The sequence below is a fragment of the Methanococcoides burtonii DSM 6242 genome, from assembly GCF_000013725.1.
Lineage (GTDB): Archaea > Halobacteriota > Methanosarcinia > Methanosarcinales > Methanosarcinaceae > Methanococcoides > Methanococcoides burtonii.
In genome coordinates this window covers 1,926,977-1,944,632 of the sequence record NC_007955.1, presented here as the reverse complement: position 1 = coordinate 1,944,632, position 17,656 = coordinate 1,926,977, and the positions used below count along the sequence as shown (strand labels likewise).

Annotated in this window: 16 protein-coding genes; 6 read left to right on the top strand and 10 right to left on the bottom strand. The window is 38.9% G+C overall.

The genetic code is table 11. The features are described 5' to 3' along the window. Positions 1-126: 126 nt before the first annotated feature. Positions 127-375 carry a hypothetical protein gene (locus MBUR_RS09550; RefSeq protein ID WP_011499871.1) on the bottom strand — a complete coding sequence of 83 codons (249 nt, stop codon included), beginning with the start codon at positions 373-375 and terminating at the stop codon, positions 127-129. Continuing rightward, positions 372-662, bottom strand: coding sequence for a PLDc N-terminal domain-containing protein (locus MBUR_RS09545; protein WP_011499870.1), 291 nt, complete (start codon positions 660-662; stop codon positions 372-374). Before MBUR_RS09545 ends, MBUR_RS09550 begins: the two co-directional genes overlap by 4 nt. A gap of 217 nt (positions 663-879) precedes the next feature. Here MBUR_RS09545 and MBUR_RS09540 point away from each other — a divergent pair, with 217 nt between their 5' ends. From MBUR_RS09540 to MBUR_RS09525, 4 genes are all read left to right on the top strand, one after another. Then, a complete protein-coding gene (locus tag MBUR_RS09540) occupies positions 880-2,544 on the top strand; it encodes a type I restriction-modification system subunit M (protein WP_011499869.1) in 1,665 nt (554 codons plus the stop codon). Between the two features lie 27 nt (positions 2,545-2,571). Further along, the gene (locus MBUR_RS13070) at positions 2,572-3,747 is read left to right on the top strand and encodes a restriction endonuclease subunit S (protein WP_011499868.1); all 1,176 of its coding nucleotides are present in this window, start codon (positions 2,572-2,574) and stop codon (positions 3,745-3,747) included. A 28-nt stretch (positions 3,748-3,775) separates the two neighbouring features. Next, positions 3,776-6,637 carry a type I restriction endonuclease subunit R gene (locus MBUR_RS09530; RefSeq protein WP_011499867.1) on the top strand — a complete coding sequence of 954 codons (2,862 nt, stop codon included), beginning with the start codon at positions 3,776-3,778 and terminating at the stop codon, positions 6,635-6,637. 168 nt (positions 6,638-6,805) lie between these two features. Next, positions 6,806-8,278, top strand: a complete 1,473-nt coding sequence (locus tag MBUR_RS09525) for an ATP-binding protein (RefSeq protein ID WP_157196703.1) — start codon at positions 6,806-6,808, stop codon at positions 8,276-8,278. Positions 8,279-8,508: 230 nt separating this feature from the next. Here MBUR_RS09525 and MBUR_RS09520 read toward each other — a convergent pair whose 3' ends face one another. The 8 genes from MBUR_RS09520 to MBUR_RS09485 all read right to left on the bottom strand — a co-directional run bounded on the left by MBUR_RS09520 (position 8,509) and on the right by MBUR_RS09485 (position 16,054). Next, the gene (locus MBUR_RS09520) at positions 8,509-8,790 is read right to left on the bottom strand and encodes a PLD nuclease N-terminal domain-containing protein (RefSeq protein ID WP_011499865.1); all 282 of its coding nucleotides are present in this window, start codon (positions 8,788-8,790) and stop codon (positions 8,509-8,511) included. A 36-nt stretch (positions 8,791-8,826) separates the two neighbouring features. Next, positions 8,827-9,912 carry a hypothetical protein gene (locus MBUR_RS09515; protein ID WP_011499864.1) on the bottom strand — a complete coding sequence of 362 codons (1,086 nt, stop codon included), beginning with the start codon at positions 9,910-9,912 and terminating at the stop codon, positions 8,827-8,829. Positions 9,913-9,986: 74 nt separating this feature from the next. Continuing rightward, the gene (locus tag MBUR_RS09510) at positions 9,987-10,970 is read right to left on the bottom strand and encodes an ABC transporter ATP-binding protein (protein WP_011499863.1); all 984 of its coding nucleotides are present in this window, start codon (positions 10,968-10,970) and stop codon (positions 9,987-9,989) included. A gap of 6 nt (positions 10,971-10,976) precedes the next feature. Further along, complete coding sequence (locus MBUR_RS09505; protein ID WP_011499862.1) at positions 10,977-12,185, bottom strand: COG1470 family protein; 1,209 nt, start codon at positions 12,183-12,185, stop codon at positions 10,977-10,979. Between the two features lie 9 nt (positions 12,186-12,194). Beyond that, positions 12,195-13,064, bottom strand: a complete 870-nt coding sequence (locus tag MBUR_RS09500) for an ABC transporter permease (protein WP_011499861.1) — start codon at positions 13,062-13,064, stop codon at positions 12,195-12,197. Between the two features lie 5 nt (positions 13,065-13,069). Beyond that, the gene (locus MBUR_RS09495; protein WP_048063628.1) at positions 13,070-13,975 is read right to left on the bottom strand and encodes an ABC transporter permease; all 906 of its coding nucleotides are present in this window, start codon (positions 13,973-13,975) and stop codon (positions 13,070-13,072) included. A 14-nt stretch (positions 13,976-13,989) separates the two neighbouring features. Then, on the bottom strand, positions 13,990-15,576 hold the full coding sequence (locus MBUR_RS09490; protein ID WP_011499859.1) for a hypothetical protein: 1,587 nt from the start codon (positions 15,574-15,576) through the stop codon (positions 13,990-13,992). A gap of 109 nt (positions 15,577-15,685) precedes the next feature. After that, positions 15,686-16,054 carry a hypothetical protein gene (locus tag MBUR_RS09485; protein WP_157196702.1) on the bottom strand — a complete coding sequence of 123 codons (369 nt, stop codon included), beginning with the start codon at positions 16,052-16,054 and terminating at the stop codon, positions 15,686-15,688. A gap of 325 nt (positions 16,055-16,379) precedes the next feature. Between MBUR_RS09485 and MBUR_RS09480 the strand changes: the two genes are divergently transcribed. Both MBUR_RS09480 and MBUR_RS09475 read left to right on the top strand, forming a co-directional pair. Further along, positions 16,380-16,802 (top strand): hypothetical protein, encoded by a 423-nt coding sequence (locus MBUR_RS09480; RefSeq protein WP_011499857.1) that lies wholly within the window; start codon positions 16,380-16,382, stop codon positions 16,800-16,802. A 17-nt stretch (positions 16,803-16,819) separates the two neighbouring features. Next, complete coding sequence (locus MBUR_RS09475) at positions 16,820-17,554, top strand: winged helix-turn-helix transcriptional regulator (protein ID WP_011499856.1); 735 nt, start codon at positions 16,820-16,822, stop codon at positions 17,552-17,554. Positions 17,555-17,656: the final 102 nt, after the last annotated feature.

Genomic DNA, 17,656 nt, shown 5'->3' with positions numbered 1-17,656 from the left:
TGAGGTATACCAACGTTAAGCTCAGATTATAATAAAACCACGCTTGATAACCATTATATAGTGCCAGTATGAGTGGTAATGTACGGTATATTTTTCTAAATAGTTTCATGATGAATTCCCCCAATATTACTTATTGACTTTTCTAAATAATAATAGAATAAAAGCGATCATAGCAATTATTGCCAACCCAAAAAGGACACTACCAATGATCTGTCCTGTAAGCATAAACAACAGGTCATATTTATTTGGATAAAAATACTCCATGTAATAGTATAAAATTGTAACAACCAACAACAACCCAAATAATGCACTTGCATATCTGCGAGAAAGATATTTTGCGATATTGTGCATTAAATCCTGAACTTCTGGGATCATAATTGATCAACCTCACGAACCTGTATCCTTACAAGATAATAATACAGCACCGCACCTATGAAAGTCAGAAAAATTAGGACAAGCGACCAGATCAGTTTATCAGTATCTCCTTTGTGTGGAAAATCATCTGCATTCCTCTGGAGGCAGTCAAATAACATGAATACCCAGAAAAGAATAGCTATTGCAATGATCCCCCATAATAGCTGGCCTATGTGATATGTAAAAACAAGTATGGTAAAGAATACCATAAGTCCAACTATTGTCCATTCTGATCTTATTTTGCTCACGTTAATAGATCCATGAATACATTAGAAAACAAATTGTAAATGCTACAATGATATTTAAAATGTGTGGGTGGAAAACAGAACAATGACGCGAAAAATTAAAGTTAAAAGCAATTCTCTTTAGGTAAAAATCTTAAGTTCTAATGATATATACTATATAATTAGTGAGATATTGTATTGACAATTGTTTTATTCTTGGAAGAACACGGAATTGGAATTTATGAGTATAGATCACAAAAAACAACTTGAGCAGCAACTCTGGAATATCGCTAATGAGTTGCGTGGAAAAATGAATGCGGATGAGTTTCGTGATTATATTCTGGGTTTTATTTTTTACAAGTATCTTTCTAATAAGATCGAAATTTATGCTGATGAGATCCTAAAGCCGGATGGAATTGCTTTTAAGGATATTAAAGAGGATACTGAACTTGGGAAGGAGTTTATCGAGGCTATTTCCGAGGCTTCTGTTGAGAAACTGGGTTATTTTTTGAAGCCTTCTGAGCTGTTCAGTGAAGTTGCCAGGCGTGGTTCTTCCAGTTATTCTGCTTCTTCTGGCTCTTCTAATTATTCCAATTCTTCACTGAGTGTTGAGCCGTTTGTTACCGGGCAGAACGCTATGGCAGTTGCAGAGTCATCTTATGGTGATGAGTTTATTCTTGAGGACCTGCAGGGTATTTTGAATAATATTCAGTCTTCGACTATGGGAACTGAGAGTGAGGATGATTTTGAGAATCTTTTTGAGGATATGGATCTCAATAGCAGCAAACTTGGGAAGACTCCGGCTGCCAGGAATGCTTTGATCTCTAAGGTGCTTTCCCATCTTGATAAGATCGATTTCCAGCTTGAGCATACGGAGCTTGATGTTCTGGGTGATGCTTATGAGTATTTGATCGGGCAGTTTGCCAGTGGAGCGGGAAAGAAGGCTGGTGAGTTCTATACTCCTCAGCAGGTCAGTACTATTCTTGCTAAGTTGGTGACTACCGGTAAGAAGAGGTTGAGGTCGGTTTATGATCCTACTTGTGGCTCTGGTTCCCTGCTTTTAAGGGTTGCTCGTGAAGTGGAGGATGTTAGTGCTTTTTATGGTCAGGAGCTTAATCGTACTACTTACAATCTTGCGAGAATGAATATGATCTTGCATAATGTGCATTATCGTAAGTTCGATATTAAGCAGGAGGATACTCTGGAGTATCCACAACATTTAGGGATGCAGTTTGAGGCTATTGTTGCTAATCCGCCTTTTTCTGCCCAGTGGAGTGCTAATCCGCTTTTTAGCAGTGATGAGCGTTTTTCCCAGTATGGCAAACTTGCACCTAAAAGTAAGGCGGATTATGCTTTTGTACAGCACATGATCCACCACTTAGCAGAGAATGGCAGTATGGCCATTGTCCTGCCCCACGGTGTGCTTTTCCGTGGTGCAGCAGAGGGACATATCCGCCAGTTCCTCATCGAAGAGAAGAATTACCTTGATGCTGTTATTGGTCTGCCTGCCAATGTTTTCTATGGAACCAGTATCCCAACCTGTGTTCTGGTCTTTAAGAAGTGCCGTGAGAATCCCGATGATATTCTGTTCATCGATGCAAGTCAGGATTACGAGAAGGTAAAAACTCAAAACCAATTACGCCCATGCGACATTGACAAGATAGTGGACACCTACCGCAACCGCAAGGAAATTGAGAAATACAGCCACGTTGCAAGCCTTGATGAGATCAAAGAGAACGATTACAATCTCAATATTCCAAGATATGTGGACACCTTTGAAGAAGAAGAGCCCATCGACATTGATGCTGTGGCTGCCAGTCTGCTTGAACTCGACGAAAAAATGTCCAAAATCGATGAAAACATCGCCGGTTTCTGTGAAGAATTAGGAATCAGTAAACCATTCTAATGTCTTTGTCTGAGCAGGTGAGCTAAAATGAGCAGCAATGTACCACAGTTAAGATTTCCTGAATTTGAGGAAGAGTGGGAAGAGAAGAAGTTGGGAGAAGTTTTCATCGAAGTTAATGAAAAAGTAGGCCAACGTAATTTGGAGACATACAGTATAACCGCAGGACAAGGTTTTGTATCTCAAAAAGAAAAATTTGGGAGAGATATATCGGGACAACAAAATGCAAAATATACAGCTCTTCAGGTAAACCAGTTTGCATACAACAAAGGCAATTCTAAAAAATACAAGTATGGCTGTGTTTACTTAAATACAACTGACAAGCAAATAGCAGTCCCTAATGTTTTTATAAGCTTTAAGTTAATTGACAACGAAATGAGTTCTGTCTTTTATGCAAAACTATTTGAAAACCATTATCTTGATAAAGGATTGCGTCAAATTATTTCCAGTTCAGCGAGAATGGATGGGCTTCTGAATGTCAATAAGAAATATTTTTTCCAACTAAAAATAATAGTACCCACAACCCCAGAACAACATAAAATCGCCATCTTCTTAACTTCAGTAGATGAAAAACTACAAGCTCTAAAAAAGAAAAAAGAACTTTTAGAGCAATACAAAAAAGGGGCGATGCAGAAGTTATTCTCTCAAGAATTGAGGTTTAAGCAGGATGATGGCAGTGCGTTTCCTGATTGGGAAGAGAAGAAGTTGGGGGATATATTTGATATAAAAGCAGGTGGTGATATTGATAAATCAAAGGTCTCGGATATAAAAACAGGACTTTATCGATATCCCATTTACTCAAATTCAGAAAAAGAAAAAGGACTTTTTGGTTATTCCAATTCATATTCAATATCTGAGAAATGTTTAACAGTTACTGGCAGGGGTCGTTTAGGAATTGCTCATGCAAGGTTTGAAAATTTTTATCCAATAGTCAGATTGTTAGTTTTAATACCAAAAATTCCAGCAAATGTAGTGTTCTACGAAAATATTATTAATCAATTGAATTTTGCAATTGAGAGTACAGGTGTTCCTCAATTAACAAGTCCACAAATTTCAAGTTATAAAGTACATTACCCTTCTTTCACCGAACAAGAAAAAATCGCAGATTTCTTATCTTCCATTGATGGATCAATAGAAAATGTTGGGAAACAGATTGAGGCATCGCAGGAGTGGAAGAAGGGCTTGCTGCAGAAAATGTTCGTCTGAATGAAATGGGGATGTGGGAGTAGAGAGCATGAGCACACAATCGGAAGCTGTATTGGAAGAGCAGTTGGTCGGGCAACTTTGTGAATTGGGTTATTCTTTAGTGAGGATAAAGGATGAGGCGGAGCTGATTGCTAATTTGAAGGGGCAATTGGAGAAGCATAATGAGATCGTGTTCTCGGATAATGAGTTCAAAAAAGTGATGAACTTACTTAGCAAGGGTAGTGTGTTCGAGAAGGCTAAGAACTTGCGGGAAAAGCAACATATTCTGCGTGATAATGGGGATGACCTTTATTTTGACTTCCTGAACACGGAACATTGGTGTCAGAATGAATATCAGGTGACGCATCAGGTAGCGATGGAAGGGAAATATAAGAACCGCTATGATGTGACGTTATTGGTCAATGGTCTGCCATTGGTACAGATAGAACTCAAAAGGCGTGGACTTGAACTAAAAGAGGCGTTCAATCAGATACAACGCTATCAAAAGCACTCATTTGGCTCACACGCTGCATTATTCCAGTATATTCAGATATTTGTCATCAGCAACGGTGTGAACACAAAATACTACGCCAACAATCGTAAGCAATCCTTCAAGCAGACATTCTACTGGACAGACGAAGAGAACCAGCGTCTCAGCAATATCCTTAACGGCTTCACAAGGGATTTTCTGGACCCTTGCAACCTCTCCAAAATGATATGTCGCTACATCGTACTGAACGAAGCCCAGAAAATACTCATGGTACTTCGCCCCTATCAGTTCTATGCAGTAGAAGCCCTCATTGACAGAGTAAAACACAGCCATAAGAACGCTTACATCTGGCACACAACCGGCTCAGGAAAAACACTGACATCCTTTAAAGCCAGTCAGATATTAACAAAACTGCCCACAGTCAAAAAAGTAGTCTTTGTAGTCGATAGAAAAGACCTCGACTATCAAACAACAAAAGAATTCAACAGTTTTAGCAAAGGCTGCATCGATGGTACGGACAACACAAAACAACTGGTCAAACAACTTAGTGACGACACAGCACTCATTGTCACCACCATTCAAAAACTAAATGTTGCCATCAGCAAAAAACAATATCTTGAAAAAATGGAGCAGCTCAGAGACCAGCGTATAGTCTTCATCTTTGACGAATGCCACCGCTCACAATTTGGCGAAACCCACAAACGCATAAATCAATTCTTCAAGAATCCTCAAATGTTCGGTTTCACAGGCACACCCATATTTGCCGAAAACGCCATCAAGAACGAATCTGGAAGACGCACCACCAAAGATCTCTTTGGCGAATGTCTTCATAAATACGTCATAACCGATGCAATAGCCGATGAGAACGTCCTGAAATTCTCCGTAGAATACGTAGGACGCTACAAACAAAAAGAAGGTCGGGAAACCAGCATTGACATAGAGGTAGAGGACATCGATACAAATGAGTTAATGGAATCCCCTGAGCGTCTGGAGAAAATATCAGATTATATAATAGCCCATCACTCCCGTAAAACACACAACAGGGAATTCACCGCAATATTTACCGTAAGCAGCATAAAAACCCTGATAAATTACTATGATATACTGCAAAGAAAGAAAGCAGAAGGCAAGCATGATCTAAAAATTGCGACAATCTTCAGTTATACCGCCAACGAAGAAGATCCCGATGCTAACGGCTTCTTCAGTGATGACACTCAAATATTAGATCCAAAGGCAAAATACGGCAGCACAATATCCAAACACAGCCGTGAAAAACTGGATGAATATATCGAAGACTACAACAAGCTCTTTAACAGTAAATTCTCCACCAAAGACAGCCAATCCTTCTACAACTACTACAATGATATCTCTAAAAAAGTAAAAGAGAAAAAAATCGACATTCTGATAGTCGTGAACATGTTCCTCACAGGTTTTGATAGTCCATTCCTGAACACTATCTATGTAGATAAGAACCTGAAATATCACGGACTTATTCAGGCATATTCACGTACCAACCGGATACTCAACGAACAGAAATCACAGGGTAATGTAGTAGCATTCAGGAACCTGAAAAAAGCAACAGATGCTGCTATTACATTATTTAGCAACACCGAAGCCATCGAAGTCATTATAATGCAACCCTACGAGGACTATATTGCAAAATTCGATGAAAAATATGATGCACTTCAAAGAATAACACCAACCGTAGAAAGTGTAAATACATTATCCTCTGAAAATGAAGAACTGGAATTCATTACCACATTCAGAGAAATAATGCGTATATTAAATATCACTAAAGCATTTGCAGACTTCAAATGGTCAGACCTTTCAATGACAGAGCAACTTTTCGAAGACTACAAAAGTAAATATCTCGACCTTTACGACAAAGTAAAAAGCGATCATCAAAAAGAGAAAGTTTCCATCTTAGAAGATGTGGATTTCGAACTGGAATTAATTCACCGTGATGAAATAAACGTTAATTACATCATCCAGTTACTCATCCAGCTAAAATTCGATGCTCAAAAAGATGTGGATCAAGTCGAAAAGGAAATATCCAGAGTATTAAGTTCTGAATCAACTCTCAGAAGCAAAAAAGAATTGATAGAGAAATTCATTCAAGAGAATCTCCCTGATATCCATACAAGCGATAGTGTTTCAGAAGAATTTGATCAATTCTGGAACAATGAACAGCAAAAGGCCTTTGAGCAACTGGTAAAAGACGAAGTTCTATCAGAAGAGCGAACCCAAAAACTCATAGAAAACTATCTATACGCTGAACAAGAACCACTATTAGATGAGATATTGGAATTAATAGAAGGTGCACAACCATCCGTACTGAAGCGCAAAAAGATAGGTGCTAGAATATTGGAAAAGATAAAGGATTTTATTGATACTTTCATTGATGGTATGGATTCAAATTGATCTGCATTTATCGCAAAATTCCAGTCATAAATTTTAATTTTGTTTGTTTGCATATAAACTGTTGGTCACGTCCGTGACCATGAGTATATAAAGAACTAGTCAAACGTTTGACCAGTCATTTATATGTAATTAAGTATGCTTATATATAAGAAACATATATTTATATACATGAACTTTTTGGAACTATCCCGGCAGAATCCCTGGTGGAAAAATGCATCTGAAATATTTAATGATGAAAAAATAAAGCAATTCGATGCATCTGATATCCAGTGGAAACCACGCTTGAAATATTATTTTAAATTTGACTGTGATAAAGTCTATACTCTCCGTGGTCCAAGACAGGTAGGTAAAACAACATTATGCAAGACATTGATACAGGATCTACTGACAGAGAATGATCCAAAAAGCATTTTCTATTATAGTTGTGATCTGGTATCCAATGAAAAGGAATTATTTGATGTAATTCACCAATATATGGACTGGTCATCAGCTTTTGACCTTAATCGGAAATACCTCTTCCTTGATGAAATTTCCTCTGTCAAAAATTGGGAAAAAGGTTTAAAGCACTTGATAGATACAGCTGCTTTAAAAAATACTTCAATTATGCTAACAGGCTCTCACTCCATAGACATAAAAAAGAGTATTGAAAGGCTTCCAGGAAGAAGAGGTGAATCTAATGAGACCATTGACAAAATTCTTTTGCCAATGAAATTCGCTGAATTTGCTGAAAGCGTAAGTCCTGAAATAAAGAATTTATTTAAAAAACATGGTCTTCTCCGTAATTCTAAAAGGCAGGAAATAATTCACGGCCTATTTGAAGGAGAGATAGATCCTATTCTCAATATTTTACAACTTTATCAGGATGATATAAACACTCTATTTGACCAATATCTCATGACAGGAGGTATTCCAAGACCGGTAAATGAGTTCTTTTCTAATGGAACTATCAACAATAGTACCTATGAAATATATGTGCGCTCTCTTATGGGTGATCTTGCAAGATGGCAAATTCCGGAAATTGCCGTGAAGCAAATTCTAAGTTCTTTATTTCAAAAACTCACCACAAATGTAAGCTGGCAGAGCTTAGTTAATGAGACTGATATTTCCTCACATAATACAATATCTAAATATGTACAGAGTCTTGAAAGTTCATTCGTACTAAATATATTATATGCTCTTGACCTTAACAAGAAGATTCCAAGCTTTAGAAAAGAAAAAAAGATATATCCACAAGATCCATTTATTTTTCATTCCCTAAGATCATGGACTTCTGCTTCAGTAAATTATTTTGAATCCAGTCTTGAATATCTTTCTAGCCCGGAAAATAAAAGTAAACTAGTTGAATCTGTTGTCCAAAGCCATTTTGTTAGATTTATGTACAATACATTTCCAAGTGATATTTTTTCTCCTGAAGAGCATCTTTTCTATTGGAGAGGCAAAGGTGGAAAAGAAGTCGATTATGTATTAAAGTCAAAAGACAATGAATTGTTGTCTATTGAATTAAAATATCAAAATAAACTCCAAAAAAGTGACTATAAAGGTTTATCCTCATTTTCAAAGGGTATAATGCTCTCTAAAAATGACTTTGAGTCTGGCAATTATCTTACAATTCCCGTTTCTCTCTTCCTATTACTAATATGATAATTGTTACCTTAAAATTAATCACTTTGTTGTGAAGAACACCACTCATTCACAACACAGATAGTGTCACTATTTTGCTGTAATTTTGTCCCGTACCTATCTAAACTTAGTCTATAATCGTTAAATCCCAAGTTTGACAGTCAAAATTAATATAAGTGTTCTTAGTCATGTTCATATCGACAAAAATGCAAACAAAACTAAGAACATACGAAATAGTTCCTAACAACAATTTACCCTTTCCGATTGTAACCATCCAGACCCTGCATCCTGACCAGATAGTAATAGAGTACAGCACCTATGAAATTCAGGAAAATTAGGACAAGCGCCCAGATTAGTTTTTCATTATCTCCTTTGCTGGGAAAATCCTCTGTGTTCCTTTGAAGGCAGTCACATAACATGAAGATCCAGAAAACCGTCGCTATTGCAATAATTCCCCATAATAGCTGACCTATAAGTATCGTAAAGAATATTATAAGTCCAATAATTGCCCATTCTGACATTCTCTTGTTCAAATTTATAACCCCCTAAATTTAAAAAAATAACATTACTTAATTTCTTCTGAATATCCACCCACAAAAAAAGCAAACAAATCCACCAAGAATACCAAAACCCGGAACTTGCCTATCGGATACATTATCAAGCTGCGATTCATTATTATTAAGATGAACTTCCACATCTTGTTCTTCAGTACTGACTTTTTTAACATCAGGCTCTACTACAAGTACATCATCTACAATTGTTCCAGTTTCGATGAAAGTTACCGGAATTTCATTAATACCTATTTGTATTGCTTCCTCGTCAAATATCCTGTATACATCATCACATAACATTTGTACATTATCAGTTTCATTTTTGTTGATCCCAACTTCAACTGAAGAACCAAATACACTATATTCTACAACTTGTCCGTTATACATATAAGGTTCCATTTCCGTCCTGACCTCATATAGGATATCCATCAAATCCTTGCCAAAATCCGATCTTTGTTCATCCGTTGTGAGAAGCGGTAATTTTCCATAGCTTGCAATGACTATTGATTGATATGTTCCCCTCCCACTTTTCATGTATTCCTTATCGGCTTCGATCTCTGCTTTATTTAAAATATCCAGATCAAGTTCATACTGTTGCCAGTATTCCCCACGCCCAAACTCTACCGGCACATCCTTGATGTTTAAGTCTCTTGCTTTTTCATCCACATATGTGTATATTTCATCCATTGTCTCCTGTTCGATTGTCTTATTCTCGAACAATATCACAAGATATCCATTTGAATTATATCCGCATGTCAGCACTTCTCCATAAGGATACATGTGGGAAGAGACCATTTCATCTTTTAATCTCTCATTCAGTTCCTCTAGCCTAAGAGTCCATTCTTTTTTCTGTTCTTCAGTATTGAACTCGGGAAGTATCCCTACACTGGCAATTACTTCATGCTCTGAAGGACTTAAGCCGAAAATGAATGTGTATTCTGCACTATTTGTTTGATCAATGTCCAATGTATTGTCTTCAGCGTTGTATTCCACTGATTCACAAAGACTGTCGTTTGAGTTTGCAGATCCAACAAATGCAACTCCAATAAGTAGCAGCAACACAAATAATACATTCATTCCAAATTTTAGTTTTATTTTGCTCACAGTTATACCCCCATATTGTTAGCTTAATACATCTTTATCTCGCATTTATCAGATTTTAGCCGAACCGTTATTTTTCAACTCCCTATCAGTTTCAGAAATACTTTCTGCAAATCCATCCGGTCTTCCTCGAATCTGGACACGGTCCCGTCCATCAGTTTGATGCTCTTTGCAATTTCGGCACGCATCCCCGCGTCTGCATGCACATGTAACACACCATCTCTGATACGCGTTTCAAAGACACCATCGATCTCATTTAATTTATCAGCAGCATACTGAAGAGGAAAATCTGATATTTCCAGAATATATTGTACTCCTTCTTTTTCTCTTACCATATCCTGCAACTCTTCTACGGTTCCCACAGCCAGCAGTTTACCTTTCTCAATCACCGCTATCCTGTTGCAGATCTCTTCCACCTCAGACATTGAATGAGAACTTAAGAAAATAGTCACATCATTTTCCCTGCTGAGTTTCTTTATCAGGTCACGCATCATTTGTGCCCCTTTCGGATCAATACCGCTTGTCGGCTCATCAAGAAATAGGATGCCGGGCTCATTGATCAATGCCTGGGCAAGTCCAAAGCGTTTAAGCATACCAGTTGAAAAGCCACCTATTTTCTGGTCTATGGCACCATTAAGCCCCACCATTTCCAACAATTCAACTATTCGCTTTTCCCGGGTACCTGTTTCAATATTATACAATTTTGCATAAAATCTCAGATTCTGTCTGGCAGTGAGATTATCATAAAATCCAGCCGGTTCCGGGAGTACCCCTGTAACTTCCCGGATATTGATGATTTCCCTAACAATGTCAAAACCCGCAACCTTGCCGGTACCGCTTGTGGGTTCCAGCAGCCCGATCAGCATCTTCATGGTTGTTGTCTTGCCTGCACCATTTGGTCCTACGAAACCAAAAACTTCTCCCTTCTTGACATCAAGTGAAAGTGAATCAACCGCTACAATCTCTCCTTGCTTGCCAAATTGTTTGGTAAGATTCCGGATTTCTAAAATATTTTCATTACCTGTTTTACTGACACCGGATATATCCTGTGAATTTTCCATATGTATTTACCTCCTTCCGAATTTAGAAACAATGAAAACCAGCAAAAGGAGAGCTCCGATTATCATTCCAATACCGATGAAGCCACCACTACTTGATTTAACCACAGAGACTTCCACCCGTTCGTCTTCACTTTCTGCCTCATCGCTTACAGCCCGCATCAGGATTTCTTTCGTGTCAGAGCTCGTGTCTGCCCTCACTTTGATTTCCACCGGGATTTCCCGGGATTCACCCGGCTCCAGTTCATCTATAGCACCAAAACTTCTTACAAAAGTAGTGATTCCAGAAACACCCTGTATTTTTAGCTCGACATTATTGAGGGTTCTATCACCTGAATTTCGCAAATTAACCACAATTTCCCTAGAGGAGCCGGGGTTTAAGTTGATACTTTTCGATTCCGGGAATATTGTCAGCATCTTTTCTTCCTCGATTCCCCTGTTGATAGTAAGATCAAGTTGCTGGGAAACACCCATCTGGCTATTTTCCAAAGCAACGTCCACAATAACAGGGTAAGTACCATCACTTGAATTTGTAGAAGGACGAACCTTTACAATGAAATTCTGTTTATCATTGGCTGCTATGCTTGTTTTTGTGATCCTGTATTTTCCATTACCTTCTTCCAGAAATTCAACATCCCAATTATCGGGTTTCTCAACAACATTAATATCGGCAGTCACACGATGATCGTAGTCATTCTCCAGGGTAACATAGAATTCTACCGGATCGTTTGGCCTTGTCTCCAGACCCGGCATATCCGAGTAAATATCAAGGTCCAGAACTGCCTCATTATCAACGTTGACCACAAATTCATGTGAAATGGTATCACCATCATTCGGCTTGAAATCAGCCCATATGGTATATGCACCGTTTGGAGTATCTATCGGCGGCTTGACCCTCAGTATGACCTCTTCTGGACTGTTTTTGTCCTCCGGGAAAGTTAAACAGGTGATCTGGTCACCGTCATCATAGAAGCCTGCACTCCAACCATCGTTTTTGTCTTTGATGGAGAGGGAACACCAGGCTTCATCACTATTGTTGTGTCCCTTCTCAATGGTAATCGGAAATTCCACGGTGTCCCCGGGCAGGACAACCTTACCTGTTATGCTGGTCATTACCGCAATTGAAGACCAGTCTGCACTTGCAGTAGGGACTGTCAGTAAAATGATGAGTATGAGGACAATCCCCGTTTTCCTGAGATTTTGTTTATTGTATACCATTTTATCACTTTACAAAGTAATGTCCCTTCTGAGAAATGTGATAAAGGCTGCAATGAACAATACAACCGGGGTAACTATCAGCACTACAATATTCATCCAGAATTCTTTTAAGCATCGGGTGAGGGTATAGCCAGTATCGAAAATACCACCGATGACCGGGTCACTGTTAAATCCGCCAAAACTAAGATCCAATTTACCCAGTACAGCCTCAGCGTAGTGATGTAGTGGTGACACACTCAAAAGTTGTGTGATCAGTGCCCCTTCGTTCGATGTATCACCTGTCAATATCACAACAACGGCCTTGAGAACTGCACCAAACAGTATGCCGATAAAAAGCCATATAACAACGTTATAGGTCAGAGAATCGGTGGCATCCTTGACCATCGTTGAGACGAGAACTGCAATTCCCAGAAATATCGACACATAGAGAAATGTGAGAATAGTGAACACCGCTATTCTGATCAGTTCTGTCTGTCCTATCCCTACCCCGTAGAAGATCAGCAATGTTCCCACGGACACAAATACCGAAAACACGATGATTGCAGCCAGAACCAGCATTGATCCAAGTAATTTTCCTGCGATAATGTTATCCCTGAATACCGGATGGGTCAATAACACATTCAGTGACCCGGACTTCCGCTCTCTGACGACCGCATCGAAACCCAGCACTATACCGCTCAACGGACCAAACAGGGATATCATTTGAACATTGATGCTGCTCAGGAGTAATGAGCTTGCCTCATGCTTCATGGAGCCGTACATGTATGTAGAGGCAAATACTATCAAGGTATATGTTGCAAGCAACACCAAAAACCCTGAATCCCGAAGATGATCGGAAACTTCTTTCTGTGCGATCACAAATACGTTCCTGCTTTTCATTCAAATCACCCCATGTCCTTTGATATATCCTGACGCAAAAATGCCATAAATGCCATTATCATTAAGAAAACAGGAGTAATGGTCAGGATTATGACATTTGTCCAGAGTTCGTTCCACCACTGTTCCAGCGTATGTTCTGTATCAAAGATCCCTCGTACAGTCGGTCTCTCACTTGAAACACCTAACGGACTCAAACTAGGCACACCGCTTACCGCCATAGCATAATGGTGGGTTGGTGATAATTTTTGAATGTCTGCATTGAGTTCTAAAAAGTTATCATTGTCAGTCAGATCCAGAGGCTTATGACCAGCTATAATGGAAGCAGTGGTAGTGAAAATCATGCCAAATGCAACACATAAAACAAGCCAGATAGCTATGTTGTATATTAGTGACTTTGTTGCATTTTTTGTAATGATCGACCCAAGTATACCAAGTGCCATGAATATGGATAAATAGAGGTATGTGAGGATTGTAAAGATTACCAATCGGTTTAGCATCAGTGAGCTAAACTCAGCTCCCGATGCTACAAGTCTTGTTCCTACCACTGTGACTATTGATAGAAATACCACCAGCGCTAATGTAACCATTGCTCCCAGTGTTTTTCCGGCAATTATGTTATCCCTGTACAGCGGATGCGTCAGAAGCACATTCAGAGAACCGCTTTCCCTCTCTTTGGTCATTGCATCGAAACCAAGTACAATTCCCATAAATGGCAGAAAGAGGGCAATAACTTGGGCGACATCAATAAACAACCCTCTGAATATGTTGCTCTCTGCGCCAATTATAGTAACATAACTTTTCGAAAAAACAATCACCGTGAACACCAACATCAGCATTATTAGCCTCGAACTCCACATATTATCCGCAAATTCTTTTTGTGCTATCACAAACACATTTCGATTTGTTTTCATTATTGAGCCTACCGTCATAGTTTTCTCTTTGTACCAGCAAATGCAATTAGTACTCCCATAAATGCAATAATCGCAGTAAATCCGGGCAATTCAGAAGTTTTTTGTGTGGTGCTTACCCCCGAATGGTCGTCCGTGTCATTATTGAGTATCACCACTTCGCCTGCTGTACTGTTCATACAATTTCCTGCAGTTGTGAGAGGAAGGGACTGTTCATATAATTCTAAAATATTATTATCCACGGCAATGAAGCGTCCGGAAGGGGCCAAACTTATCCTGCCAGAATTCTTTGATGATATTGGTATATCCCGGGTATCATGTGTGCTGGTGTTCAGTACTGAGATCTCATTATCTTTGACGAATAGCAGATCTGTGCCTTTCCAGGTGTAATAGGTCACATTTTCGATCGTCAATTTATCTGATCCATTGAGCAAGTACAGATCATATGTTTCTATGTAAGGCGGGATCCTAGAACCGGGATTGGGAACAGACGCTAAAATATAACCATTCGGACCCACCATCCCATCAAGATCATGATCCCCATCGATCAGTTTATTCATGTCTCCGGTCATTGAGAGTGAGTACAGTACATATGAATCATCACCATGCCTTTTTTTAACCAGAAGCCTTTCACTGTCTGGATACCACTGTATCACCTTTGACGAACCCGAGTTAAAAGTTATAATTTTAGAAGGATTATTCCCTTCTTCATCCATAACATACACATCGTAACTGAGATCACCACTTAATTCAGATCCTTTCTTTTCAAAAAAAAGTAGTTTTTTACTGTCAGGGCTCCATTGTGCACCATACATCGCAACAAAATCTCTGGAATAAAGCTGGTTAAGTTCTCTGTTTTCAATATCCAAAGTAATAACATCGTGGTTGTTTTGTAAAAATACGATTTTCTCGCCATCCGGAGACCATTCCATATCTTCTACACGTACGGTATCATCGGGCATTTCAAAGCTGAAATCCGTTTTTTCATCCAAGTCATAAACGGTAATTTTTCCAGACACAATTGCAGCTATTTTATTTTCTTTTGGAGACCATTTTGGAGTCCATTCTGGACTACATCGGACATTTTTGGGATCACAATCTATTTTTTCAACTAGTTTGAGATCACTTGACATAACTAAAAGTTGAGCAGATTTTATCTTATGCATGCTTCCTTCCAACAATTCCAGATATGCAAAATAATCACCAGATTGACTCCATACCGGCGTTGTAACTATTTGCCCGCCGTTACTGGAAGTGCATTCTCCCCACGCAATACGTGTTATCCCGGAACCATCTGAATTTGCTGCATATAGTGCGGATACACCACCAAGTCGGGGATTCCCTTTCGGATATGCACCGATAAATACATCAGTCAGCATATTGCTGCCGTCAGGGCTCCAGAGAACATCAAAAACAAGGGAGTTACCGATATCAAGGCGATTTGTGTCCACAAGACTTCTGATGTCTTTACCTACAGTCTGGTTCAGATCGGACACCAAGGTTACATTCGTTTCGTTTAGACTAGTGGTTGCAGAAACCGGTTGAAGAGATAGGCAAACCAGTGCAATCAACATTAATATTAGTTTGATTTGTTTCTTGAACATTTGATTACCTATTTCGATGTGTCTTTGTGCATTTTGCTATGTCCCCACTTCATAAAAAAAGAAGAGAGGGGATATTTTCCCAATCTTTTCTGAAATTATTGAACTGTATTCAACTAAAGTCGTATCTACCTACAATGAAGTCGTAGTCAGATGTAGTCCCCTCCTCGATTTCAATACAAGGCAGCGCATTTGATGGATCGCACCAATGGTTGGAGCTTGAACTGCTAACCCACGCGATAATATCATTCTCAGCATCATCATGTAGGTTCATCTCACCGCCATCCTGTGCAAATGTGTTGTCCAAATCTATGTAAACATCCTCCCAATGATTGGTACCAAACCGATACCAGTCCTCATTATCACAGTCTCCTGACCATATGTCAATAGTTCCTAGTGGAACATAGATCGTTTCTGGACTGGAATACGATGAGCCACCAGATGCTGAAACTGTTCCAGCAGCTAGCAACATTACTAGCATCGCAATTCCAAGCTTTCCAATTATACTTATTTTCATTCTTTCTTTTCCTCTTTGTTCAATTACTCCAGAGGCAAAGCTACGCTTATATAGTGTAAACTACAAACCTAACCTTGCCTCCGGGCACGGGGTTCAGATATCACTGTAAGATTAAGCTGGACCCCCACTAACATCTTTACGATGTTGCACTATATTCTAGATGATGGGTGGTATAAATACTTTCTAACCACATCATCGAACTGTTTTCTTTCAGTTCGACGATATGGTCACAAAACTTATATCCTGTTTTTTTCACATGTCAATTTGATAAAATCATAGGAGAAAAATTATGATCAAGAAAATAGGATTATTACTAATGGTAATGCTTATATCAGTATCTTTTGCTGCAGCTACCACCAGTCAGGATAACGGATATACCATTGCCCCTGTCAAATCAGACGATACAATTACACCCAGATGGATTGCTGACACCATCACACAGGGAGAAACAAACTGGCATGATAAACCAGTCAGTTCTTACACAACTTCCCTTCACGTAGATCTAAATTGGGGTGACACAAGCGATTCACTCAGGCTTAAAGTGTACACCCCAAGCAATCAGCTAATCGGGACATTCTATGACAGTGCCGACGGTGCTATCGATGGAAGAATTAATATTGAAATAACAAATTCAAATGGAATTGAACTCGGAACATGGCATGCTGAGGTTTACGGCTATAGTGTCACAGGTACAGAAGATTATTATATCTGAAAATTATTTCCATTGTGATGAGAAATTTATGGATTCCATTTTTGATTTTTATACTCGTTTGCAGTCCAGCCTTGGCTAGTGCAAGCGAGTATGAAGTAGTTCCATATACGAGTCCAGAAAGAGGTATGTATGAAGGTGGTGGTTTCACCGGCACCTTATCTTTCTGGGAACTACCGTTATCCCTTCAAATAGCCTATATCTCCGGGTTATTGGGTGCCTCATTAATCGCTTACAAATTCTTACCCCTCCTTTTAGGAAGGATAAGGCAAAAATGCGAGAACCCCAGCAGAGATCGAATTCTTTACTACATAACAGCTAATCCCGGAAGCACAATAACTGATATTGAAAAAAACTTGGGAATTAAAAGAAGCAATATAAGATATCACTTGAAAGTGCTTCAATTTAACAACAAAATAACCCGATTTGAAAAAAGAAACTCTGTACTGCTTTTTAAAAATTCGTACAAATATACGGATACAGAAAAGAAAATTATTTTCTTCCTGCGAAATGACACAGGGAAATCCATTTTGATCTCCATTCTTCATGAACCGGGAATAACAAATCAGGATCTCACACACGCTTTTGATCTGGCTAAAAGCACCGTGCATTGGTATATTGATGATATGCACAATGAAGGCCTTGTAGATTTTGAGAACGAAGGAAAATACAAAAGATGCTTTATTAACCCGACAATCGAAGTGGACTTGGAAAATATCATATCGGAAGCCGCACCTATCATTTCAGCTAGTTAATTAACATCGTGATTTCAGAATATAATCCACTATTAAAGAAATAGAAGGGGACACCACCCCTTCTTTTCTCCTGTACCAGACCATAAATGAAACGTGGGCAAA

Coding starts and splice junctions, on each gene's coding strand:
- MBUR_RS09550 (WP_011499871.1), bottom strand. CDS start 375: ATGATCCCAGAAGTTCAGGATTTAATGCACAATATCGCAAAATATCTT.
- MBUR_RS09540 (WP_011499869.1), top strand. CDS start 880: ATGAGTATAGATCACAAAAAACAACTTGAGCAGCAACTCTGGAATATC.
- MBUR_RS13070 (WP_011499868.1), top strand. CDS start 2,572: ATGAGCAGCAATGTACCACAGTTAAGATTTCCTGAATTTGAGGAAGAG.
- MBUR_RS09530 (WP_011499867.1), top strand. CDS start 3,776: ATGAGCACACAATCGGAAGCTGTATTGGAAGAGCAGTTGGTCGGGCAA.
- MBUR_RS09525 (WP_157196703.1), top strand. CDS start 6,806: ATGAACTTTTTGGAACTATCCCGGCAGAATCCCTGGTGGAAAAATGCA.
- MBUR_RS09510 (WP_011499863.1), bottom strand. CDS start 10,970: ATGGAAAATTCACAGGATATATCCGGTGTCAGTAAAACAGGTAATGAA.
- MBUR_RS09505 (WP_011499862.1), bottom strand. CDS start 12,185: ATGGTATACAATAAACAAAATCTCAGGAAAACGGGGATTGTCCTCATA.
- MBUR_RS09500 (WP_011499861.1), bottom strand. CDS start 13,064: ATGAAAAGCAGGAACGTATTTGTGATCGCACAGAAAGAAGTTTCCGAT.
- MBUR_RS09495 (WP_048063628.1), bottom strand. CDS start 13,975: ATGAAAACAAATCGAAATGTGTTTGTGATAGCACAAAAAGAATTTGCG.
- MBUR_RS09490 (WP_011499859.1), bottom strand. CDS start 15,576: ATGTTCAAGAAACAAATCAAACTAATATTAATGTTGATTGCACTGGTT.
- MBUR_RS09485 (WP_157196702.1), bottom strand. CDS start 16,054: ATGCTAGTAATGTTGCTAGCTGCTGGAACAGTTTCAGCATCTGGTGGC.
- MBUR_RS09480 (WP_011499857.1), top strand. CDS start 16,380: ATGATCAAGAAAATAGGATTATTACTAATGGTAATGCTTATATCAGTA.
- MBUR_RS09475 (WP_011499856.1), top strand. CDS start 16,820: ATGAGAAATTTATGGATTCCATTTTTGATTTTTATACTCGTTTGCAGT.